21 protein-coding genes are annotated in these 22,347 nt (G+C 70.0%); 10 read left to right on the top strand and 11 right to left on the bottom strand.

The genetic code is table 11. The features are described from left to right. On the bottom strand, positions 1 to 622 hold a 622-nt coding region (locus V7E09_RS07510; protein WP_324523217.1), incomplete at its 3' end, for an NAD(P)-binding domain-containing protein. A gap of 218 nt (positions 623 to 840) precedes the next feature. Between V7E09_RS07510 and uxaC the strand changes: the two genes are divergently transcribed. Both uxaC and V7E09_RS07500 read left to right on the top strand, forming a co-directional pair. Further along, entirely contained in the window at positions 841 to 2,265 is a 1,425-nt protein-coding gene (uxaC, locus tag V7E09_RS07505) for a glucuronate isomerase (protein WP_324511826.1), read from the top strand. Between the two features lie 142 nt (positions 2,266 to 2,407). Beyond that, positions 2,408 to 3,415 carry a LacI family DNA-binding transcriptional regulator gene (locus V7E09_RS07500; RefSeq protein WP_324511961.1) on the top strand — a complete coding sequence of 336 codons (1,008 nt, stop codon included), beginning with the start codon at positions 2,408 to 2,410 and terminating at the stop codon, positions 3,413 to 3,415. A 102-nt stretch (positions 3,416 to 3,517) separates the two neighbouring features. On the opposite strand, the gene V7E09_RS07495 is transcribed toward V7E09_RS07500, so the two are convergent. Beyond that, complete coding sequence (locus V7E09_RS07495) at positions 3,518 to 4,801, bottom strand: lactate racemase domain-containing protein (protein ID WP_324511962.1); 1,284 nt, start codon at positions 4,799 to 4,801, stop codon at positions 3,518 to 3,520. A gap of 138 nt (positions 4,802 to 4,939) precedes the next feature. Between V7E09_RS07495 and V7E09_RS07490 the strand changes: the two genes are divergently transcribed. Then, entirely contained in the window at positions 4,940 to 6,310 is a 1,371-nt protein-coding gene (locus V7E09_RS07490; protein WP_324511963.1) for a mannitol dehydrogenase family protein, read from the top strand. Positions 6,311 to 6,422: 112 nt separating this feature from the next. Here V7E09_RS07490 and V7E09_RS07485 read toward each other — a convergent pair whose 3' ends face one another. Genes V7E09_RS07485 through pyrR form a run of 4 tightly spaced genes read right to left on the bottom strand, consistent with a single transcriptional unit; the run spans position 6,423 to position 9,836 of the window. Next, entirely contained in the window at positions 6,423 to 7,091 is a 669-nt protein-coding gene (locus V7E09_RS07485; RefSeq protein ID WP_324523216.1) for a phosphatase PAP2 family protein, read from the bottom strand. After that, positions 7,088 to 8,350: a dihydroorotase gene (locus tag V7E09_RS07480; RefSeq protein WP_324511965.1), complete on the bottom strand. Its 1,263-nt coding sequence runs from the start codon at positions 8,348 to 8,350 to the stop codon at positions 7,088 to 7,090. The genes V7E09_RS07485 and V7E09_RS07480 overlap by 4 nt, the downstream gene beginning before the upstream one ends. Next, positions 8,347 to 9,285 (bottom strand): aspartate carbamoyltransferase catalytic subunit, encoded by a 939-nt coding sequence (locus tag V7E09_RS07475; RefSeq protein ID WP_324523215.1) that lies wholly within the window; start codon positions 9,283 to 9,285, stop codon positions 8,347 to 8,349. Before V7E09_RS07475 ends, V7E09_RS07480 begins: the two co-directional genes overlap by 4 nt. Then, the gene (pyrR, locus tag V7E09_RS07470; RefSeq protein ID WP_324511967.1) at positions 9,285 to 9,836 is read right to left on the bottom strand and encodes a bifunctional pyr operon transcriptional regulator/uracil phosphoribosyltransferase PyrR; all 552 of its coding nucleotides are present in this window, start codon (positions 9,834 to 9,836) and stop codon (positions 9,285 to 9,287) included. The genes V7E09_RS07475 and pyrR overlap by 1 nt, the downstream gene beginning before the upstream one ends. A gap of 85 nt (positions 9,837 to 9,921) precedes the next feature. Here pyrR and V7E09_RS07465 point away from each other — a divergent pair, with 85 nt between their 5' ends. Further along, positions 9,922 to 10,125 (top strand): hypothetical protein, encoded by a 204-nt coding sequence (locus V7E09_RS07465; protein WP_324511968.1) that lies wholly within the window; start codon positions 9,922 to 9,924, stop codon positions 10,123 to 10,125. 89 nt (positions 10,126 to 10,214) lie between these two features. After that, positions 10,215 to 12,098 (top strand): DUF6807 family protein, encoded by a 1,884-nt coding sequence (locus tag V7E09_RS07460; protein WP_324511969.1) that lies wholly within the window; start codon positions 10,215 to 10,217, stop codon positions 12,096 to 12,098. Positions 12,099 to 12,108: 10 nt separating this feature from the next. Here the strand turns inward: V7E09_RS07460 and V7E09_RS07455 are convergent, their stop codons facing one another. Continuing rightward, positions 12,109 to 12,942 carry a Nif3-like dinuclear metal center hexameric protein gene (locus V7E09_RS07455; RefSeq protein WP_324511970.1) on the bottom strand — a complete coding sequence of 278 codons (834 nt, stop codon included), beginning with the start codon at positions 12,940 to 12,942 and terminating at the stop codon, positions 12,109 to 12,111. Positions 12,943 to 12,967: 25 nt separating this feature from the next. Then, positions 12,968 to 15,550: an aminopeptidase N gene (gene pepN / locus V7E09_RS07450; protein WP_324511971.1), complete on the bottom strand. Its 2,583-nt coding sequence runs from the start codon at positions 15,548 to 15,550 to the stop codon at positions 12,968 to 12,970. Positions 15,551 to 15,654: 104 nt separating this feature from the next. Between pepN and V7E09_RS07445 the strand changes: the two genes are divergently transcribed. The 3 genes from V7E09_RS07445 to V7E09_RS07435 all read left to right on the top strand — a co-directional run bounded on the left by V7E09_RS07445 (position 15,655) and on the right by V7E09_RS07435 (position 18,112). Then, positions 15,655 to 16,257 (top strand): DsbA family protein, encoded by a 603-nt coding sequence (locus V7E09_RS07445; RefSeq protein WP_324511972.1) that lies wholly within the window; start codon positions 15,655 to 15,657, stop codon positions 16,255 to 16,257. Between the two features lie 77 nt (positions 16,258 to 16,334). Further along, the gene (locus tag V7E09_RS07440) at positions 16,335 to 16,790 is read left to right on the top strand and encodes a ribose-5-phosphate isomerase (RefSeq protein ID WP_324511973.1); all 456 of its coding nucleotides are present in this window, start codon (positions 16,335 to 16,337) and stop codon (positions 16,788 to 16,790) included. Positions 16,791 to 16,822: 32 nt separating this feature from the next. Continuing rightward, positions 16,823 to 18,112 carry a hypothetical protein gene (locus tag V7E09_RS07435; RefSeq protein WP_324523214.1) on the top strand — a complete coding sequence of 430 codons (1,290 nt, stop codon included), beginning with the start codon at positions 16,823 to 16,825 and terminating at the stop codon, positions 18,110 to 18,112. Here the strand turns inward: V7E09_RS07435 and V7E09_RS07430 are convergent. Genes V7E09_RS07430 through V7E09_RS07420 form a run of 3 tightly spaced genes read right to left on the bottom strand, consistent with a single transcriptional unit; the run spans position 18,090 to position 19,986 of the window. Continuing rightward, entirely contained in the window at positions 18,090 to 18,704 is a 615-nt protein-coding gene (locus V7E09_RS07430; RefSeq protein ID WP_324523213.1) for a hypothetical protein, read from the bottom strand. The genes V7E09_RS07435 and V7E09_RS07430 overlap by 23 nt on opposite strands. Beyond that, on the bottom strand, positions 18,704 to 19,291 hold the full coding sequence (locus V7E09_RS07425) for a hypothetical protein (protein ID WP_324511976.1): 588 nt from the start codon (positions 19,289 to 19,291) through the stop codon (positions 18,704 to 18,706). The genes V7E09_RS07430 and V7E09_RS07425 overlap by 1 nt, the downstream gene beginning before the upstream one ends. After that, entirely contained in the window at positions 19,288 to 19,986 is a 699-nt protein-coding gene (locus V7E09_RS07420) for a hypothetical protein (protein ID WP_324511977.1), read from the bottom strand. The genes V7E09_RS07425 and V7E09_RS07420 overlap by 4 nt, the downstream gene beginning before the upstream one ends. A 59-nt stretch (positions 19,987 to 20,045) precedes the next feature. Here V7E09_RS07420 and V7E09_RS07415 point away from each other — a divergent pair, with 59 nt between their 5' ends. Beyond that, positions 20,046 to 20,897, top strand: coding sequence for an Fpg/Nei family DNA glycosylase (locus tag V7E09_RS07415; RefSeq protein WP_324511978.1), 852 nt, complete (start codon positions 20,046 to 20,048; stop codon positions 20,895 to 20,897). Beyond that, a complete protein-coding gene (locus V7E09_RS07410) occupies positions 20,894 to 22,345 on the top strand; it encodes a hypothetical protein (RefSeq protein ID WP_324511979.1) in 1,452 nt (483 codons plus the stop codon). The genes V7E09_RS07415 and V7E09_RS07410 overlap by 4 nt, the downstream gene beginning before the upstream one ends. Positions 22,346 to 22,347 lie beyond the last annotated feature (2 nt).

The following is a 22,347-nucleotide window of genomic DNA, read 5'->3' as shown; positions in this document are numbered from 1 at the left end:
AGGCCTCGCCGATGAACTGCATGTCGGCGTACTCGATGCCGTTGTGGATCATCTTCACGAAGTGGCCGGCGCCGTCGGTGCCGATGTAGGTGCAGCAAGGCTCTTCGCCGTTCGGGCCCGGGACCTTCGCCGAGATGTCTTCGAGCATCTTGCCGACGTACTGGTAGGAGTGCGGCGATCCGCCGGGCATGATCGAGGGGCCCTCGAGGGCGCCCGTCTCGCCGCCGGAGATGCCGGCGCCGACGAAGTGCAGGTCGTGGTCGCGCAGCGCCTTCTCGCGGCGGCGGGTGTCCTGGAAGAACGCGTTGCCGCCGTCGACGACGATGTCGCCGGGCTCCAGCAGCGGGACGAGGGCGTCGATGGTGGCGTCGGTGCCCGCGCCGGCCTTGACCATGATGACGACCCGGCGCGGCTTCTCCAGCGAGTCGACGAACTCCGACAGGCTCTCGGAGGCGATGAAGCCGGCCTCGGGGTGGGCCGCCGCGACGGCCTCGGTCTTGGACCAGGTGCGGTTGAAGATGGCGGTCCGGTAGCCGTGGTTGGCGAAGTTGCGTGCCAGGTTCGATCCCATGACGGCCATGCCGATGACGCCGATCTGGGCGGTTCCCGTCTTGTCGCTCATGTGGTGGTGCCCTTTCGTCGGAGATGGTGGTCAGCCGCTCGGTGCAGCACCGGCCTCGGTGCCGCGCGCGCGGCCATACCCCTACCATCTTGCCCGATCCGGACGCGGCAAGACACCGATTGCCAACCGTGGAAAGTGGTTGCGCAACCTGAGGCCAAACGACCGCAACTCGGGTGCTTTCGCCTGACATGCCCGCGCGCGCCCGCAACAATGACGCCATGACCCAGCCGTTGACTCTTCACCCTGATCGCCTGTTCCCTGCAGAGCCGCAGACACGCGCAGTGGCCCGCAAGCTGTATGAGCAGGTCAAGGATCTGCCCATCATCTCGCCCCACGGTCACGTTCCGCCGGCCTGGATCGCTGACGACATCCCGTTCAAGAACCCCACCGATCTGCTGCTCACGCCCGATCACTACGTGAACCGCATTCTGCACGGCCAGGGCGTCGACCTGGGCGCGCTCGGCGTCCCGGTGGGCCGGACCGACTTCACCGAGGAGCAGGCCCGCGAGGCGTGGCGCATCTTCTCCTCCCACTACGAGCTGTTCCGTGGGACGCCGATGAAGTACTGGATGGAGATGGAACTCGTCGACATCTTCGGGATCGACGTGCGGCCGTCGGCGGAGACGGCCGACGAGATCTACGACGCGATCAACGCCAAGCTCGCCACCGACGCCTTCAAGCCGCGCGCGCTCTTGGACACCTTCAACATCTCCTTCCTGGCGACCACCGACGATCCGTTGGACGACCTGGAACACCACGCGAAGCTGGCCGGTGACGACTCGGTCGCCACGACCATCGTCCCGACCTTCCGCCCCGACAAGTACCTGGAGGCTGGCCGGGCCGGCTGGACCGACCTGATCGACGCCCTGGGCGCCAAGACCGGCGAAGACACCACCACGTTCGCGGGCTGGGTCGCGGCCATGGAGAACCGGCGCCAGTTCTTCAAGAGCATGGGGGCGGTCTCCTCCGACCACGCCCACGTCGACCTGGGCACCGAGCCGCTTCCCCGCGAGGAGGCCGAGGCCGTGTACGCGGCGGCTCGTCGCGGCGAGGCGTCCTCGCTGGCCACCGCAGCCCTGCGCCGGACGTTCATGTTCGAGATGGCGCGCATGGCGTCCGAGGACGGCCTCGTCATGACGCTGCACCCGGCCGTGTACCGCGACCACCACCAGGCGACGTTCGAGAAGTTCGGCGCCGACGTCGGCGGTGACATCCCGATCGCGTTCGAGACCGTGGATGCCCTCCACCCGATGCTGAACGCGTTCGGCACCAACCCGAACTTCCGGGTGATCATCTTCGGCCAGGACGAGACGGTCTACAGCCGCGAGGTGGGCCCCCTGGCCGGCTTCTACCCGTCGGTCTACGTCGGCCCGCCGTGGTGGTTCATCGACGCCCCCGACGCGATCATGCGCTGGCGTTCGTCGGTCACCGAGTACGGGACGTTCTACAAGACGACCGGTTTCGTCGACGACACCCGGGCCTTCATGTCCATCCCGGCCCGCCACGACCTGGCGCGCCGCGTGGACTCCTCCTACCTGGCCAACCTCGTCGTCCAGCACCGCCTGGAGATCGACGAGGCGGAGGAACTGGCCAACGCGTTCGTGGTCGATCTGCCCAAGAAGGCGTTCAACATCACCGTCTAGACCCCTCGCGTGCGACAGGGCGGCCCCGTTCGGGGTCGCCCTGTTCGACGTGCTCGCACCGCGTGTCGCGGTTCCAAACTGGGGGTGGGATTCTTGCCAGAACCTGGTGGCAACCGGTTGCCGGGTTGCTAGGCTCGCAGGCATGGTCAACGAGGCGGGCACGGGGTCGGACGCAACGATCTATGACGTGGCACGTGTCGCCGGGGTGAGCCCGTCGACGGTGTCACGGGCCTTCTCCCGACCTGGTCGGGTGAGCGCGCAGACGGCGGAACGGATCCGCCAGGTCGCCGAGGAACTCGGCTACCGCAGCCGCGAGGTCACCCGAGCGGCGGCCAAGACCACCACGAAGGTGCTCGGGCTGGCCGTCGCCGACATCACCAACCCGTTCAACTTCCGCGTCATCCGTGGCTGTCAGGCCGCAGCCGCCGAGGCGGGCTTCGTCGTCACCTTGAACGACGCGCAGGAGTCAGAGGCCCTGGAGCGCGAGATGCTGCGCCGTTCGCTGCCGCTCCTGGACGGCCTGATCATCGCAAGCTCGCGGCTGTCGGACACCGAACTGCGCACGCTGGCGAAGTCGCTCCCGGTCGTCATCTTGAACCGGCGCGTCTCCGGATTGCACTGCATCGTCCCCGACATGGCCCATGGCGTCCGCAAGGCCGCCGAGCACCTGCTGGCGCTCGGACACCGCAACATCACCTATCTGGCGGGGCCGGAGGCCTCCTGGGCGGATGGGATGCGCTGGCGTGCCGTCCGGGAGTCGGCCCGCGAACTCGGGTTCACCGAGCATCGGGTCGGGCCGTTCGCCCCGACGCTGCAGGGCGGCCGGGGGGCCGCCGAAGTGATCGCCGCCCGCCGCCTCAAGGCCGTGGTGTGCTTCAACGACCTGATGGCCATCGGCCTGATGCAGGGGCTGGCCGAGCGGGGCATCAAGGTCCCCGACCAGGTCAGCGTGGTGGGCTTCGACAACATCTTCGCGTCTGCTCTCGTGACGCCCGGGCTGACGACGGTCGCCGCCCCGCTGACGATGCTGGGCGACTCGGCCGTGCGCTACGTCACGGCGACGTTGACCGGGCACAAGTCGCCCGAGACGTGCCCGGTGCTGGTCCCGGTGCGGCTCATCGTGCGACAGTCCACCGCGCCCGCGTCCTGAGCCGGGCCCCGGTGGCCCGCTTGGCCGCGACGCTGAGACGCCACAGCGACGGGGCGGCACCGAACGGGTTCTTCCTCCCGCGGTGCCGCCCCGTCCGTTTGGTCAGTCCTTCTTGAGGCGGTACAAGACCTCGCCGGCGTTCTCCTGCACGAAGACGTCCGGGTCAGCGTTCCAGGCCTCGAAGTCGGCGTCCTCCACAGCCAGGTAGCCGAGGTTCACCTGCTCGCACACCTCGCGGGGGATCTGCGTGCACAACGTCACCTTGATGCGGTTGGTCTCCACACCCGTCTCCGGATCGAAGCTACCCGCGCCGCGCACGTGCGTCGAATGGGCGAGCACGCCCTTGGGAACCCCCGCGAAGCGGTCCCACTGCTTCGTGAAGTACTCGATGCTGTGGTAGCCGATGTCGTAGATCTCCGGGTGCTGCTCGGACACTTCCGTGACGTGCGGGGCGTAGATGATCACCTCGCCGCCGTCGGCCATCGCCGGCTGCATCTTGTAGCAACCCTTCGCCGCCGTCCAGATGTCGTCATAGCGGGTCGGCATCATGGCGATGACCTTCGTGAACGGCTCGTCCACGTAGACGACGTGCGTCTGAGCGGCGACCTCGGCGGCGGCCGCCCAGGACTCCTGGCTGCTGCCAAAGGAGATGGACTCGATCTCGCCCGTGCCCGACTGCACCACCAGGCACAGCGCCAGCTTCAGCCCGGGGATCATCGCCGACCCGGCATCCACGATGGCGCGCACCGGGGTGATTCCGGGCGTCCCGATCATGGTCTCGATGCCGATGAGGGCTCCCACCCAATGCGACAGGTCGATGGCGTCGTGGGTGCTGCAGCCCGGGATGAAGTACTTGTTGCCCCCGGAGATGCCGATGACCTCGTGGGGGAACACGGGCCCGATGACCAGGTTGATGTCGGCCTCGGCCACGTAGCGATTCATCTCGACGACGACCTCCTCCGCCATCAGGCCGCCGCTCAACTCCGACACCTCCTGGGCGCTCAGCGTGCCCAAGGTGACGATCTTGTCGGGGTCGAGGAACTCGTGGTTGAGAACCGTCATGCCGGGATACGTGTCCGCAAGGGTGCTGCCCTCCGGCACCCCGAACCAGGTGTCGATCTCGCCCGGCTCCATGTAGGAGTGGGTGCCCAAGGCGATGATGGTCGTCAGCGACGCAACCCGGTCGATCAGGTGACGGTGCACCGTGCGCAGCAAGAGCGGCAGGGGGCAGCTCCGCGTGCCATCGGGCACGACCAGGACGACCGACTTGTCATCGAAGTCGACTCCGGCGAACTGGTCGAGCACGAACGCGTCCAGTTCGGCGTCCGCGACGGTGAGGTGCGGGCCCCCGATCGTGACGGCCTCGATGGTGGTGGAAAGGGGCACGGCGTCCTCCTGGAGCGGGCTTGCGATGTTGGCAAGCTTACGGCGACCAGTTGCCAACAATGGCCTGATTTGCCCTGTTGCCAGCATGACGGGCCTAGGCTGCCCCTTGTTGTTGCACGCACGAGAAAGGTCCATGACGTGACCCGCCGACTCACCCGCGCCCAGGACGGTCGCCCCGCTGCACCGATCCGGATCGTCCACCTGGGACTGGGTAACTTCTTCCGCGCCCACGAGGCGATGTACACCGAACGCGCCTCAGACGCCGACGCGTGGGGCATCGCCGCGTTCACGGGCCGCTCGACCGCGATGGCCGAGGCGATGACTGCCCAGGACGGGCTGTACGAGCTGATCGTCCAAAACCCTGAGGGCAATGAATACGAGGTGATCAGCTCGATCTCCGCGACGCATAGCGGCTCGGACGTGGCCACGTTCGTCGGCTACCTCGCCGACCCGGCGGTTGTCATCGTCAGCTCGACCATCACCGAGGCCGGGTATCTGCCCGGCGCCGAGGGCGGCATCGACCTGACGAACGCGGCCGTGCAGGCCGACATCGCTGCCTTGAAGGGCGGCGAGGCCACCGCGGTCACCACCGCGCCGGGCAAGTTCGTCGCCGGGCTCCTGGCCCGTCGCGCGGCGGACGCGGGCTCGATCACGTTCCTTCCGTGCGACAACGTCCCCGACAACGGCCACATGGTCGCGGGCGTGCTGACCTCGCTGGCCGAGGCCGTCGATCCGACGCTGGTGGACTGGATGTCCGCCAACGTGGGGTTTGCCACCACGATGGTCGATCGGATCACGCCCAGCATCTCCGAGGAGGCCCGGGCGGCCCTGGCCGCCGACCAGGGCATCGACGATCCGGCCGCGGTCGCGACCGAGCCGTTCACCGAGTGGGTCATCGCAGGCGAGTTCGCCGGCGGACGCCCCGCCTGGGAGAGCGCCGGAGCCGCCTTCGTCGACGACATCACTCCCCACGAACTGCGCAAGCTGTGGCTGCTCAACGGGTCGCACTCGCTGATGGCCTACGCGGCCACCGTCGTCGGTCACGCGACCGTGTACGAGGCGATCAGCGACCCGGTCGTCGCAGGCTGGGTGAACGAGTGGTGGGACGTCGCGGCCCGTCACCTGCCGCTGCCCGCGGAGGAAGTGGACGCCTACCGGGCGGCCCTGCTGGAGCGCTTCGGCAACCCGCGGATGAAGGACCAGCTCTCCCGGATTGCGGCCGACGGGTCGGTGAAGATTCCCATCCGCATCGTTCCGGCCTTGAACGCCGACCGGGCGGCGGGACGCCAGCCGATCGGCGCCGAGCGTGCCGTGGCGGCCTGGGTGCTGCACACCCGCGGCCTGGGTGCTCCGATCAACGACGCGAAGGCGGACATCGTCACCGAGATCGGTGCCGGGACGCTCGCGGAGTCCGTCGCCAAGGCGGCCGACTACCTGGGCATCGCCGACGAGGCAGCTCGGGCGTCCATCCTGGCGCTGGCCACCGACCTGGCAGCCGCCGCGGCCTGAGCGCAGACACGCAGCATCGCCTCCGCCGAACCGGCGGTCCCCGACAGGGGGCCGCCGGTTCGGCGCGTCAGATCTCAGATCGTGAGAGCGTCGGTCTAGGTGAGGAGGAAAGTCAGGCGGCGGGCGGGGTGCGGCGTCCCGACAGCAGCGCCCATCCGGCCAGCACCAGCAGGAACAGTGCCGCCGAGCCGAAGGCGTCCACGATCGAATGCTGCTTGAGGAAGGCCGTGGAGAACGCGATCACGACGGTGAGCACGATCCCGGCCGCCTTCACCCACATCGAGGTGACGTAGCGGCTGACGATCAGGCAGTACGCCACCACCAGCGAGGTGTAGACGTGCAGGCTGGGAAACACGTTGGAAGGGTCGTCGAAGCCCTGCAACCCGGCGACGATCCCCGTGAACCAGCCCTGGTCGGGATAGGCCTGCGGTCGCAGCGTCTGCGTCGTCGGCCACAGCGTGTACCCGATCAGGCAGGCCGTCATCCCGACGATCAGCAGGAACGCCAGCCGCGGGGTCTCCGCGTAGCTGCGGAAATCCCGCACCAGCAGCCAGCCGATGAAACCCAGCAGGAACGGGAACCAGGCGAAGTAGCCGAGCGCCCAGCGGGCATCGAACGGGATCAGCGCGTCGAAGGTGGAGTCGACGACGAACATGCCCTCGGACGGGCGTCCCTCCAGCGCGAAGTACCACAGCAGGAACACCGGCAGGTACGCCAGGGGGGCCAGCTTCGCCCACAGCGCGCGCGAGGAGGCGGTCCCGGGCTGCCGCGGGGCGCTCACCGGCGATACGTCAGGGTGCCGCGCCACAGCGTCAGCTCGACCGGGTCGGGCAGGTCGATGCCGTGGTAGGGATTGTTCCGGGAGCGGGACGCCGAGGCCGCCCGATCCACCGTGGCGCGCCGCGCCGGGTCGACCAGGACCAGGTTCGCGGGCTCCCCGACGGCGAGGGGACGCCCCTGGTGTGCCAGGCGTCCGATCCGGGCGGGTGCCGCCGACATCCGGTCCACCAGAGTCGCCCAGTCCATGCGGCCGGTGTTCACCATGACCTCGATCACCACGCTCAGGGCCTGTTCGAGCCCGAGCATCCCGGGGGAGGCCACATCGAAGGGATGGTCCTTGTCCTGGCGGGCGTGCGGGGCGTGGTCGGTGCCGACGATGTCGATGGTGCCATCGGCCAAAGCCTCGCGAAGGGCCTCGATGTGCTCGGAGGTGCGCAGCGGCGGGTTCACCTTGAAGGTGGTGTCGTAGCCCTCCACATGGGGGGTGTCGAGGAGCAGATGGTGGGGGGTGACCTCAGCGGTCACATCGATGCCGCGCTTCTTCGCCCAGCGGATCACCTCCACACTCTCGGCGGTCGAGAGGTGACAGGCGTGGTAGCGGCCGCCGGTGAACTCGGCGAGTTGCACGTCCCGGGCGACGATGGTCGATTCGGCGACGGTCGGCCAGCCGGGCAGGCCGAGGCGCCCGGAGATCTCCGACTCGTGGCAGCAGGCCGACGGTCCGGCCAGCCGCGGATCCTGGGCGTGCTGCGCGACGACCCCGCCGAACGGCTTGAGGTAGGTCAGCGCCCGCCGCATGATCAGCGAATCGTGGACGCAGGCGCCGTCGTCGGAGAACACGGTGACGCCCTGGGCGGCCATCAGGCCCAGCTCGGCCAGTTCCTCGCCCTCGCGGGCCTTGGTGACGGCCCCGATCGGAACCACCTCGCAGTGGGCGTCGCGGGCGGCCAACTCGTTGAGGTAGACGACCGCCTCGCCGGTGTCGGTGGCCGGGGTCAGGTTCGGCATGGCGAACACCGCCGTGTACCCCCCGCGCGCCGCGGCCAGGGTTCCGGAGGCGACCGTCTCGGCGTCCTCGCGACCAGGCTCGCGCAGGTGGGTGTGCAGGTCGACCAGGCCGGGCAGCGCCAGCAGACCATCCGCGTCGATGCGCTCGGCGGGGGCGGACAGGTCCGTCGGCTCGACGAACCGGCCCTGCTCGACGGCCAGGTCGGTGACGCTGCCGTCGGCGAGCCGAACTCCGGTGATGAGCAGGCTCATCGGGCCTCTCCTTCCCCACCCAGCAGGTGGTACAGCACACTCATGCGGACGGCGACGCCCGCGGAAACCTGATCCAGGACCCGCGAAGACGCCGCGTCGGCGGCCTCGCTGGAGATCTCGACGCCCCGGTTCATGGGGCCGGGGTGGAGGATGGCGACGCTCGGCTTGAGCCGGGCCAGCCGCTGGGCGGTCAGCCCGTACTCGGCGGCGTACTCGCGCGCGGTGGGGAAGAAGCCGCCCGACATCCGCTCCCGCTGGACGCGCAGCATCATCACCACATCGGCCTCCTCCAGCACCGAGTCGAAGTCGTGGGTGGCGCGCACTCCCCACTGCTCGACGCCGGTCGGCATGAGCGTCGGGGGAGCGACCAGCGTGATCTGGCCGCCGAGGGTCCGCTGCAGCAGCACGTTGCTGCGCACCACGCGGCTGTGGAGGAGATCGCCGACGATGGCGATCCGCTTGCCACGGAACGTGTCGGCGAGCTTCGCCTCGCGGAAATGCCGGCGCATCGTGTAGGCGTCCAGCAGCGCCTGGGTGGGGTGCTCGTGCTGGCCGTCGCCGGCGTTGACGACGTGGGCTCGCACCCAGCCCGCAGCCTGGGCGACCGCCCCGGAAGAGTTGTGCCGGATGACGAAGCAGTCCACGCCCATCGCGTCCAGGGTCATCATGGTGTCGCGCAAGGACTCGCCCTTGCTGACGCTGGAGCCCTTCGCGGACACGTTGATGGTGTCGGCGCTCATCCACTTGCCGGCGATCTCGAAGGAGCTCCGGGTACGGGTGGAGTCCTCGAAGAAGATGTTGACGATCGTGCGTCCGCGCAGGGCGGGGATCTTCTTGATGGGCCGGCGCTGCACCTCGTGCATCTCCTCGGCCACGTTCAGCAGTGACGTGATCTCGTCGCGGCTCAGGTCGGCGGTGCTGAGCAGGTGGCGCATCAGTTCTCCTTCTCGTTGCTGATGCTGACCTGATCCTCGCCGTCGATCTCGGCCAGCGCGACCCGCACATGCTGGGAGGGGCCGGTGGGGAGGTCCTTGCCCACGAAGTCGGCCTGGATGGGCAGTTCGCGGTGGCCGCGGTCGATGAGGGCCGCGAGGCGGATGGCCTTCGGGCGGCCCAGGTCCTTCAGGGCCTCCATCGCGGCCGCGATCGTCCGCCCGGAGAAGAGGACGTCGTCGACCAGGACGACCGTCCGGCCGTCCACGGACACCGGCACCCGGGTCGGGCCGACCGCCCGGGTGGGCTGGCGCCGCAGGTCGTCGCGGTACATCGTGATGTCGAGTTCGCCGACGGGCACGGCCTGGCCCTCGGCCCGTTCGATGGCCGCACCGAGCCGATGCGCCAGCGGGACGCCGCGCGTGCGGATGCCCAGCAGCACCAGCCCGTCACCGCCCTTGTTGCTTTCGAGAATGTGAAGGGCGATGCGGTTCAACGCCCGGGTGATGTCGTCGCCATCCCAGATGACCCGGGAGTCGCTGCCTGCGCTCAACCTGGTACTCCTCGCCTCGAAACGGTCGTGGATCCCACGCCGCTCGGGGCCTCAATCTATCGCAGTGTCCGCTACCATTTCGCGCATGCCGCACTTCACGTTGTTCCCCTTGCTGGAAACGCACACGGTGCCCGGCTGGCCGGAGGTGTACAACCCGTCGCTGAACGACATCCTGCTGCTCACGGTCGCCCTGCCCGTGGTCATCGCGGTGCCGGTGGTCCTGGCCGTGATGGGCCCCGCCTGGCTGCGCCGCAGCCAGGGCACCAGCTCCGAGGTCGAACCGGCCTGAGGCGTCCCCTCACCCCGACGACGACGTCGCGGTGAGCGACGACGAAGCGCGCGACAGTGACGGAACGTTCCCGGGTAACCATCAGCGACGTGGCCAAAGCCGCGGCCGTCTCCTCGGCGACCGTGTCGCGTGTCATGAACGGCCAGACCACCGTCGATCCGGCGCTCGCCGAGCGCGTGAGGCAGGTGGCCCGGCGCCTGGCCTATCACCCCAGCAGCGCAGCCCGCTCCCTGTCCCTGGGGCGCACGCAGACCATCGCGGTGCTCGTCCCGGAACTGGGAAACCCCATGTTCCAGCAGGTCGTGGAGGGGATCACGCGGGCCGCCTCGGCATCGCGCTACCGCGTCCTGGTGACGGAGACGGGGGCCGAACCCGAGATAGAGCTCCAGGTGGCCCGGGACGCACGGGCGCGCTGCGACGCCGTCTTGTGGGTGTCGCCGCGGGCGACCGACGACCGGCTGGGCCCCACCCTGGCGGAGATTCAGCCCGCGCTCGTCGTGGGCAGGCCCGCGGGCACGACCGTGTGTCCGCCCGGCCTGACCATCGACTACCGCGCCGGCGTCATCGCTGCGGCCGACCATCTGATCGGTCTGGGCCACCGCGACATCGTCTACCTGGGCGGACCGGTGGAGAGCAGCGGCGACCGGGCCCGGCGGGAGGCCTGGGACGAGGTGCAGGCGGACCATCCATCGTTGCGGGTGGTCAGCCTGCGGGCCGGCTATCAGCTTCAAGACGGGTTCGAGGCGGCGCCGCGCGTCCTGGACACGGGAGCCAGTGCGGTGGTCGCCTTCAACGATCTGGTGGCGTTCGGGCTGCTGAGCCACTTCGGCCGGATCGGCGTTTCCGTCCCCGGTGACGTCTCGGTGGTGGGGTTCGACGACATCGACCTGTCCCGGTTCTCGGTGCCCCCGCTGACCACGCTGGGCGTGGCCCACCACGCGCTGGGGGCCGTGGCGTGGCAGCGGTTGGCCGCCCTGCTCGGCGGCGCTGACACCGCCGCGGGGGAGCCGTTCCGCCCCGCGCTCGTGCACCGGCAGTCCACGGGCCCGGCCCCGCTGGGGAAGTCGCATGCCGCACCCGCCGGGCCCCGACGGGTCCCCCAGGGTGCCCCGCGCTGGCATGCCCGCCCCGAAGGTGACGTGCTGGCGGCCGGTGAGGTGGAGTTGGCTGTCTACCACGATGGTGCGGCCCTCCCCGTCGTGCACGCCCGTCGGCCCTACCTGCATCCGATCCGCACGCTGTCGGGACGCGTCCTCACCGCGGCACGCCCGGAGAACTACCGCCACCAGTACGGACTCAGTCTGGCCCCGCCGGATGTCAACGGCACCTCGTTTTGGGGTGGCCGGACGTACGTGCGCGGGCTGGGTCACACCCTGCTGCCCAACCACGGCCGTCAGCTGTCGGTGTCGCGCGAGGTCCATCCCCCCACCGCGCACCGCCCCACGGGGCTGAAGGAGACGCTGACCTGGCTCAGCCAGGCGGGTGAGCCGCTGCTGAGCGAGAACCGGCGGCTCTCCGCGTCGGTCCTGCCTGGCCCGCATCCCGGCTGGGTGCTGGCTTGGGAGTCAGAACTGACCGCGGGGCAGACCGACCTCGTGTTCACGAGCCCGGCCGCGCACGGCCGTAGCGGAGCCGGGTACGCGGGACTGTTCTGGCGATTCGCCGACGGCCGCCTGGAGCGGCTGATCACGGCGGACGGCGAAGGAGAAGCGGCCATCAACGGGCGTCCTGCGACTTGGGTGGCAGGCGTCGGCGGTCCCGCGGGCCCCCTCACCATCGTGTTCACACAGCCGCCGGGGGAGTCTCGGCCCTGGTTCTGCCGGGCATCCGACTACACCGGGCTCGGGCCCTCGCTGGCCTGGGATCGTCCCCTGACGCTGCCCGCCGGTGAGTCGCTGACGCTCGGGCTGCGCGCCATCATCGTGGACGCCCTGCTGGACCGCGACGCCATCGAGGCGGTTGCGTTCGGCTGAGCGCAGCCGGTCACGTGCGCGGCGGGAACACCGCCGTCCACGGGTCGGTCACCTGCGTGGACACGTGCGTGGTGAGGCGGATGCCTTCGGCCGTGGCCCTCCGCTGCAGGAGCCGCTCGGCAGCCGGCAGCCACAGCCATTCGGCCGCCCAATGCGGCACGTCGATCAGGCACGGGGCATCGTCGTAGGCCAGGAAGTCCTGGGCGGGATGATGACGCAGGTCCCCGGTCACGTAGCAGTCGACGCCGCGGGCGCGCACCGCCCCCAGCAGTGAATCTCCCGCCCCGCCCAGCACGGCGACCGTCTCGATGCGCCGCTCCGGATCACCGCCCACCCGCACCCCGGTCGTGGTGGCGGGGACGGCGGCGGCCAGTCGCGCCGCGAGCGTGGCGGCCGTCACCGGCTCCCGCAACCGACCGACGCGGCCCAACCCCAGGGAGGGGTCCGATGCTGCCGGGACCAGGGGGCGCCGTTCGTCGAGACCGGCCGCGTCGGCGAGCGCGTCGGCGACCCCGTGCGCGGCGGAGTCAGCGTTGGTGTGGGCGCTGAACACCGCCACTCCGGCGCGGATCGCGGCGATCAGCAATCGCCCCTTCGGCTCGTCGGCGCGCACCGCGTGGACCCCTCGCAGCAGCAGCGGGTGGTGGCTGACGATCAACTGAGCGCCCCGGCCGACGGCCTCTGCGAGCACGGCGTCGGTCACGTCCACGCTCAGCACGACCGAGTCGACGGCTGCAGCGAGGTCGCCGACACCCAGGCCGACCCGATCCCAGTCCTCGGCGAGGGCTGGCGGGTAGGCCTCTTCCAGCCAGCCGGCCACCTCACCGACGGTGAGTCCGCTCATCGCCGCCTCCCGGTCGCCGGGCTGCTCACGCCCCCTGGTTGTGCAGGGCGCGCAGGGCGTCGTCGCGGCGCTCCAGGACCAGGCGCTTGACCGAGTCCGGCAGGTCACGCTCGCCGAGGAAGGCGTCCAGCTTCGCGATGAACGCCCGATCCGCGAGGGGACGCGGGAACAGCAGCCCCAGCACGTGCTGCCGGATCGTCGTCGACGCGGTGGCCCAGCGGCCGCGCTGGGCGCCGATCGCGTCCACGACCTCCAGGTAGCGGTCCGCGTACGGCGCCAGGATGTCGTCTTGATCCAGCTGCCAGAACTGGGACGTGATCTGGAAATGCGTTTCGTTGGGCGTGTCCTGCTCCGTCGCGGCGGCCCACGCGGCCGCCTTGGCGTCGGCGTCCAGCGACGCCGACCGTGCCCCGGCCGCCTTCTCGGCCCCCGTGGAGGTCTGATCCCGCTCGAGTTCCGCGGCGATCTCCGCCTCGCCTGCCGCGCCGACGCGGGCCAGTTCGGTCAGCAGCCGCCACCGCAGGTCGGCGTCGACCGCCAGCCCCTCGGGGATCTCCTCACCCGACAGCCAGGCGGCCAGCACCGCGGCCCCCGGCTCGGAGTCGATCGACAGGGCCAGCGCCCGGGTGAGCGCGAGCTGGTGGTCCGAACCCGGTTCGGCGTCCTTGACGAGCTGCGCTAGGCCGGCGGTGAACCGGCGGGCCAGCGCCTTGCGGTCCGCGCTCGGCGCGTAGTAGTCGATTGCGAGCCGGGCCTGCGCCAGCAGCGCGTTGACGGCCGTCAGGTCCGTTTCCACGCCGACGCCGCGGAGCACGAGATCCACATAGTCGGAGGCGCTCATCTCGCCGTCGCGGGTGAGGTCCCACGTGGATCCCCAGGCGAGTGCGCGGGCCAGTTCGTCGTCGAGCTGGTGGATGTGCGCCACCAGCGTCTCCAGCGACCGCGGATCGAGGCGGATCTTGGTGTAGGAGAGGTCGTCGTCGTTGAGGAGCAGCAGATCGGGGCGCCGCGCGTGCGTGAGCTCGGACACCTCCGTGTACTCGCCGTCGATGTCGAACTCGAACCGCTCGGTGCGTACCAGCGCGTCATCGACGAGGTTGTACAGGCCGACCGCGATCCGCTGCCGACGCAGGGTCGGCCACTGCGGGGAGGCCCACTGCCGGATGCCGAACCGGGTGAATTGGCCGTCCGCCTCGTCCCAGTCGGCGGCGATGGTGTTCACGCCCGCCGTCTGCAGCCACTGGCTGGTGAAGAAGCCCAGGTCGCGCCCGGAGGCCACCTCGAGTTCGGCCAGCAGGTCGGGGAGTTGCGTGTTGCCGAAGGCATGCTTGGCGAAGTACGCCCGCACGCCCGCGAGGAAGTCCTCCTTGCCGACGAAGGCGACGAGCTGCCGCAGCGCCGAGGCGCCCTTGGCGTAGGTGATGCCGTCAAAGTTCAACTCGACGGCTTCCAGATCGACCATGTCGGCGGCGATCGGGTGCGTCGAGGGGAGCTGGTCTTGGCGGTAGGCCCACGTCTTGCGGCTGTTGGAGAAGGTGGCCCACGGGTTGGGCCGGTCGCCGTAGCGGGCGCGGATCTCGTCCTGGGCGAAGTGGGACGCCCACTCGGCGAAGGACTCGTTGAGCCACAGGTCGTCCCACCAGGTCATCGTCACCAGGTCGCCGAACCACATGTGCGCCATCTCGTGCAGGATCGTGTTGTCCCGCGCCTCGTAGCTGGCGGCCGTCTGGCGACTGCGGAAGATGTACTCGTCGCGGAAGGTGATGCAGCCCGCATTCTCCATGGCTCCGAAGTTGAACTCGGGCACGAAGACCTGCGCGTAGTCGTCGAACGGGTAGGGGCGTCCGAAGTGCTCCTCGAACACCTCGAAGCCACGCTTGGTGGTCTCGAAGATGCGCTCGGCGTCGAGGTGCTGCGCGACGGATTCGCGCACGTGAATCGACAGCGGGATCGCGGACCCGTCGGCGCGCTCGTAGGAGTCGTGCACCGAATGGAAGTCCCCGGCCACCAGCGCGGTGATGTAGGTGCTGATCCGAGGCGTCGCCTCGAAGTCCCAGCGGCCCAGTTCGTCGGCGAGCGTCACCGGCTCCACGGCGGGCGCATTGGACAGCACCGTCCACGCCCCGGGGGCGATGACGGAGAGCTGGAACGTCGCCTTGAGGTCGGGCTGCTCGAACGTGACATACATGCGGCGGGCGTCGGCGACCTCGAACTGCGTGTACAGGTAGGTCTTGTCGTCGGCGGGATCGATGAAGCGGTGCAGGCCCTCGCCAGTGCGGGAGAACCGCATCACGGCCGCCACGCGCAGCTCATGGTCGCCCTCCCCGAGGGTGAGCGTGAGGTGTTCGCCGTCGAACGCCTCCGGGGGAACCGCCTCGCCGTCGAGCGTGGCCTCAAGGATCTCCTCGGCGATGACGTTCGCGTTCGCGACGCAGGCGATGGAACTGAACCGAACCGTCGTCGTGGAGACGAACGTCTTGTCCGGGGCGTCCAGCGGGGTACCGTCGAGACGTCGGCCGGACAGGTCGACCAGGGCCTCATACGAGGCGACACGGAGCTGACGGCTGCGGAGATTCGCCTCGTCACGGGTGATGTTGGCACGGAACATGCGGCTCATCCTTGATGCGCTTGACGTTATGACGCGACCACACTAGCGCCCTGGGCCCGGGTGACCCCTCCAGGACGCGGGCGCGTCCGGGTAGGGTTTCGCGCATGACGCAAACCGTTGACCTGTGGTTCGACCCGGTGTGCCCGTGGGCGTGGATGACCTCGCGCTGGCTGCTGGAGGTCGAGAAGGTGCGCGATGTCCACGTGGAGTTCCACGTGATGAGCCTGTCGGTGCTGAACGAGGGGCGCGATCTCCCGCAGGGGTACCGGGCTCTGCTGGACACCGCGTGGGCAGGCGTGCGGGTCGCCATGGAGGTGGAGCGCACCCACGGACAGCAGGCACTGCGCGACTTCTACACGGCGATCGGAACCCGCTACCACCCCGGGGGCGAGGCCAAGGTGCGCCCGACGCTGGAGGCGGCCCTCGCGGACGCCGGTCTGCCGATCGACCTGGCCGCGGCGGGGGACACCGACGCCCAGGACGATGATCTGCGCCGAAGCCACCACGAGGGCATGGATCCGGTGGGTGACGAAGTGGGCACCCCGGTGGTGCGCATCAATGGCAAGTCGCTGTTCGGCCCGGTGATCTCACCGGCGCCGAAGGGAGGGGCGGCAGGCGAGTTGTTCGACGGCGTCGCCAAGGTCACTGCCTACGACGGGTTCTTCGAGCTGAAGCGGACCCGCACGGTCGACCCGATCTTCGACTGAGCCTCACGGTACCGATTTCGGGCCCATCTGGTCAGGAACGCGTGCGCGTCGGCACCGGCTTGGGCCACACTTGCGGCATGCGCGTTCACATTGCGACCGATCATGCCGCCTTCGATCTCAAGCAGTATCTGGTCAAGGAACTCACCGCCTTGGGGTATGAGGTCGTCGATCACGGCGCCGATCGCTACGACGCGCAGGACGACTACCCGCGGTTCGTGATTCCGGCGGCCGAGGCGGTGACGAAGGATCCAGGGTCGCTGGGCATCGTGCTGGGTGGCTCGGGCAACGGCGAGCAGATCGCCGCCAACAAGGTGCGCGGCATCCGGGCGGCACTCGCCTACAACACGGTCATGGCCCGGCTCGGTCGCGAGCACAACGACGCGAACGTCCTCAGCCTGGGCGGGCGCATGCAGAGCCTGGAGGATGCCCTCGACATGGCGAAGGTGTTCCTGGAGACTCCCTTCTCCCAGGATCCGCGGCACGTGCGCCGGATCAAGGAGCTCGAGGACTACGAGAACGCCCCGCGGGCGTGACGTTCGGCGTGCCGGCGCCCTGACACCCCCTCGTGAACCTCATCAAGGACGCGCTCGGCTCGGTGCTGCGCCTCTTCGTGGACGGCGCGCGGGTGCTGGTCAACCACGGGCCGGAACTACTGTGCCTGTTCCTCTTCGGCTGGGCCGGACGCACCGGGTTCTTGTGGTTGGCGACGATCGTCTCCGACGTGAACGCCACGGCGGCCGTGTTCATTCTGCCGTTGGCCCCGCTGTCGACGCTGCTGTCACTGGTGCTCATGCTGCGGGCCACCGCCCCGACGCTGTCGGCCTTCAGCAACGTGGTGACGGTCTCGACCCGGGAGCGTTGGCAGGCCGACCTGAGCGTGGCGGCGCAGGTCATGATCCCGTTCCTGGCGGTGTATGCGACGGCGGGGATGCTGAAGGAGGACGCTCGCAACTTCGTGGTCGACGCGACGGCTGACGAGGCGCTCAATGCGGCTCTGGGGTCGATGGATTTCGGCCGGACCGTGTACGCCGAGGGCTGGGGCCTGATCGCACTGGTCGTGGGGGCGCTCGTCGCCCGCAAGGTCATCTCGCTGCTGCAACTGACCCAGCGGCACCTCGCCTGGTCGGCCGCGGCCATCTACATCGAGGTGCTGTGGATGATCACGCTCGCCAACGCCTTCGCCCATCAGATCGACCAACTGTCGGCCTGGGTGCAGTCGCGTCGCGCCGTCGCGGGCGTGGTCGAGTGGTGGGACGGCCTGGTCGCGTGGGTGCGTTCCTGGAGCCTGGTGGCCACCACGATCGTCGACGCCGTGATCACGGTCGTGAGCGACCTGGGCAACCTGATCATCGTCCCGGTGGCCTGGCTGGTCATCGGGGCTGCCGTGTTGGGGACGACCCTGAAGTCGAACGAGTTGAGCTTTGCCACCCACGACGAGGTCACCGACAAGATGAAGTCCATCCCCCAGCCGGTGCGCAGGGTGGTTGCTCAGGTCGTCGAGCCGATCACGACGCCCGTCCAGAACACCTTGCAGGCGATCGGCCGGGTGGCGAGCGCGGGCGTGCTGTCCATGGTGTTGTTCTGCATCGTGTTCTCGATCGCGTCCGGACTGCAGGCGCTGACTTATCTCGGCTTGAGGGAGGTGTTCGGGCCCGGTCCGTCGCTGCGGCAGTACGCGATCAGCCCCTATTTGCTGCTCGCCGGGCGCACCGTCTACTTCGTGGTGGCGCTGTCCTTGCTGGCGGCGGCCGTCAACGCCGTGGTGCTCAGCCAGCGCGCCGGTGAGGACGCCGGGGAGGCCTCCGCAGCATCGGCCGCTGACGTGGTGGCGCTCAGCGGGGGATCGTCAGCCTGAGGTATCCGGGCCGATCCCACATCACCCGCACCAGCGTCGGTTCGACTCCGGCTGGGACCGCCACCGAGGTGACCACCTGCCAGCGTTGCGGTCGCGTCGTGTCGGCTTCGCGCACCTGCCCGTCGAAGTCGACGGTGGGCCCGGGGGCGTCGGCGGGGGTGCAGCCGCGGTGCACCCAGGTGGAGTCGGGGTCGCCGTCGGCGTTCACTTTGGCGCCACGCACCCCGTAACGGATCCCGGCGGCGTCCTCCAACTCGATCTCGCACGTGGCCAGGATCTGGTCGGGGGCAGCCGCGAAGTCGAGGGCGACTCGCCACAACGCCGTGCCTCCCGCCGCGTACTCGCCCTCCACCTCGACGGCCCGCTCCACCGCCGCGACACCCACCTCGACTGTCCGCTGCAGGGTGTGCGTTCCCGTGCTGAAGGTCTGGGTGTAGGCGCCGGGAGCCCGCAGCAGCGTCGGCTGGCTCCATTCCCACCGCAGGTAGAGGGCTGAGAACCGGAACGAGGACGCCGCCAGCGCCAGCGCCAGGGCGGGCAGCAGCAGCACCAGCCACAGCCGGTTTGAGCGCCACCAGGTCGACGTGCGCATCACGGCTCCTTGACGTGGGGTTCGGCGAGGACGACGCGCCCGGCGGCGGATGCCAGCGCGGCAGCCCCGGCGGCGTCGAGCCCCAGGTCGATGACCGCGACGTCATCCGCATCGTCGACCGAGGACGAGGCGGCCACATGCAGCGCGGCTCCGGCCAACGCGGTCGGTGCCATCTCGAAGGCCAGCGCGCAGACGAAGGTGACGCCGGCCTGGGTGCGCGTGCAGCCGGTGGCGATCTCGGACGTGCCGCCGTAGCGGCGACCGTCGGCGGCGACGACCCTGGCGGCGTGGGCGTTGAGCGGGAACGCTTCGGTGGTGGGCGTCCACTCGACGTCGGCGACCAGCCAGACTCCCTGCGTCGCCGCGATGTCGAGATAGCTGGACACCTGGGTCCCGGAGCGGATGCCGGTCACGGTGAGCGTGCCCGTGCGCATCGGGACCGGGGCCCCGATTCCGGCGTGACGCTCGAACGGGCGATCCAGGACGGCGGCCGGGTCGGGCATGCGTTCGGCCACCAGCGAGCCGACGAACAGGGCAGCGACCACCAGCAGCGCGGTGATCACGCCGTCGCGGGTCAGCCGGATCATGGCTCGGCCAGCTCTTCGACCGGGAGCGCGACGATGAAGGCCGGCTCCTGGACCTGCCATTCGGCGTCGGCGGAGGAGAAGTACTCATACCAGGTGAGCGTGCTGAGCGTCAGGTGTGCCTCGGCGGGAGCGTCCTGGCTGGTCGTGGGCCACACCGCAACCACGTTGACCGGGACGCCTGGCTGGAAGGTGCGGGCCCCCAGGGAGTCGTCGATCCGGTACAACGACGGTGCGGCCTGGCCGGGGTCGATCCCGGGGACGTCGAGTGCCAGCGCTGAAGCCACCGCTGTGGCGCCGAGGGGCTCGCTGGAGGTGTTGACCACCTGGAGCACACCGAAGAAGTAGGTGGTGCCCGCCTGGGCGGAGGCGATCGGCGGCAGCGCATCGGCGTGCCGCAGCCGCATCACCGTGATGGTGGCGGGGCCGATCGACAAGGGCTGGTTCGCCTGCCCTGCCGGGGTCTCGTCGGGGTCATCGCTGGTCACCGCGTCCAGGCCGCCGAAGGCACCGGTCAGCAGCAGCACGATCGCGGCGAGCGCGAGCCCGAGGCGCTGCGGGGTGAGGATGTCGGAGACCAGCGAGTATCGCTTGCGCCAGCGGGCGAACCGGCTCGTGTGTGCGCGCTGCCCGGGGGCGTCGTCGGTAGTGGGGGCGGACGTCGGCGGCAGCGCACGTCGAGGGGTCTGTTCCGCCACGGTCGTGATCTTAGCGGCGGCGACTACAGTTGGCCCCCGACCGCTGCGAGGAGAGGACCATGCCCGAAGGACACGTGACACACCGCCTGGCCCGGCACCTCACCGACACCTTCAAGGCGGAGCCGTTGCGTGTCGCGAGCCCTCAGGGCCGGTTCGCCGAAGCGGCCGCCCTTCTGGACGGGGAGCCGCTGGTCGGCGCCGAATCCGTCGGCAAGCACCTGCTGGTCGATTTCGTGCCCGGAACGGTGTGGATTCACCTCGGCCTGATCGGCAAGTTCCAGTTCACCCACGTGTTTCCGGCGCCGAACCCGTCGACCCTGCGGTTGCGGCTCAGCGACGGCGTCACGGCTGCGGACCTGCGTGGCCCGCAGTGGTGCCGGCTCATCACGGCAGCCGAGCGTGCCGAGGTGGTGGCGTCCTCGGGGCCCGACCCGCTGCGTCCGGACGCCGACCCGGCGCGTGCGTGGGCGAAGGTGCGGCGCAGCCGCAAGCCGTTCGCGGTCGTGCTGATGGATCAGGCCGCATTCGCCGGGGTGGGGAACATCTTTCGTGCCGAGGTGCTGTTCCGGCATCGGATCGATCCGTTGCTGCCCGCCCAGGATCTGCCCGCGGAGGTGTTCGACGCCGTGTGGGCCGACCTGGTGCTGCTCATGGGGGAGGCCGTCGAGGTGGGCCGCATCGACACGGTCGCTGAGGAGCACATGCCGCAGGCGATGGGACGCGATCCGCGCGTGGACCGGCATGGCGGCGAGGTCTACGTGTACCGGCGGGCCGGGCTGCCCTGTTACGTGTGCGGGACTCCGGTCGCCACGACCGAGTTGGCGGGTCGGCATCTCTACTGGTGTCCCACCTGCCAGCCGTCGGGTGCTCGCGGCGAGGCGGAGATCGTCGGGGCGGGGGCGGACCGATGAGCGATGCCTTCGCGTGGCGCTGGTCGGGCGGTGGCCGTGGCCTGCGCGTGACGTCCGGTGGCGAGGACGTGTGCGAGGTCACGTTCGGGATCCCTGAGGGGCCGGAGGCGGGCGTCTCCCATGAGGTGGAGGACGAGGTGTCCTACGCGGTGGGGGAGATCGGCTTCCGGCTCAGCGTCCGTGATCTGGTGGGGGACTGGGCCGTCGAGTTGGCGCTCGACAACCGCTCCGATGAGACGCAGGCCGCCCCTCCGCTCGGCATGGTGGTGCGCGTGGCGCCAGGATGGACCGGCTGGTCGTGGACCGCCGAGTCGGACGGCTTCCTCGTGATCTCCCGGGAGGAGGGCGATCGGCCGTCGTTGCTGATTCGGCTGCGGCAGGGGTTCCTGCGGGAGAGCAGCCCATCGCCGCGGTTCTCCCCGTCGGGCCGCCGGGCTGAGGCGCTGGAGCCGAACATGGCGGCGTTCTTCCTGGCGAACCCGACCGGTTCGCTGCGGCCGTTCGCCCGGCATGTCACACGGCTGGAGTTCGGCCCCATCGACCGTCTCGAACAAGCTCGGGCGGCGATGCCCGGCTGGGTGCCGGAACTGATCGCCCGTCCGGGCGACGCGATACGCTTCGACACCCCCGATCAGGCGCTGGTCCCCGGGCACGGCGTCACCGTGGCCAGCGACGACATCGCGGGCGTGGCGACGGCCGCGGCGGGGCATCGGGAGATCGCGGTGCACGGAGCCCGCGGCGTCACCCGGCTGCGGCCCACCTTCGAGCCGGACCCGCGCGTCCTGGCCGCCGAGGTGGTTGCGCCCCTGCTGGGGAGGCGTCCCGGTGGTTTGCCGACGGCGTCCGGGGCGGTCGTCGCGGCCGCCTTGTCGCGGCGTGTGGTGGCCGACCCGAACGCGGCCCTGGACTGGCTGGAGCAGGAGGACTGGTTGGCGCGCGAGGACCAGTTCGCGCCGCTGGTGGCGCTCGCGGTGGCCGTGGAGACGCACGATGAGGCGTTGGGGATTGCCGCGCTGGATGTGCTCGCCCGGCGCCGGTTCGGTGCCGGGGACGGGCTGATCGCGTCGTGGGCGTGGGTGGCGGGCCTCCAGATGGGGGTGGCCCCCCTGGATTTGAGCGCCATCCTGGCCAAGGCCACCACGCCCGCAGAGCGGTTCGAGGCGTCCCTCGTGGGTCAGGGGCCCGAAGCGGTGTGCGCGGGGGGCGTGCAGACGCTCGTGCGGCGTCTGGGCGCAGATCTGCCCGGCGCACCGATGGGCCTGGGGGCCACGGACGCGGGGCTCGCGATCGCGTTGTTGCGGGCGGTCCCCGAGCACAGCAGCCTGCGAGCGGAAGCAGTAGCCGCCTCCGACAAGGCCGCCGCATTGTTGGCCGCGGATTACGTCGACGGGCTCCAGCCCACCTATGACGGCCTGGCGTGGCTGCTGTGGAGCGAGACCCTGTCCTGACC

Origin of the sequence: Propioniciclava sp. (genome assembly GCF_036744435.1) — a bacterium.
GTDB lineage: Bacteria > Actinomycetota > Actinomycetes > Propionibacteriales > Propionibacteriaceae > Propioniciclava.
Note: the sequence above shows the minus strand (reverse complement) of the source record. Positions and strands in the feature narration are given on the sequence as shown.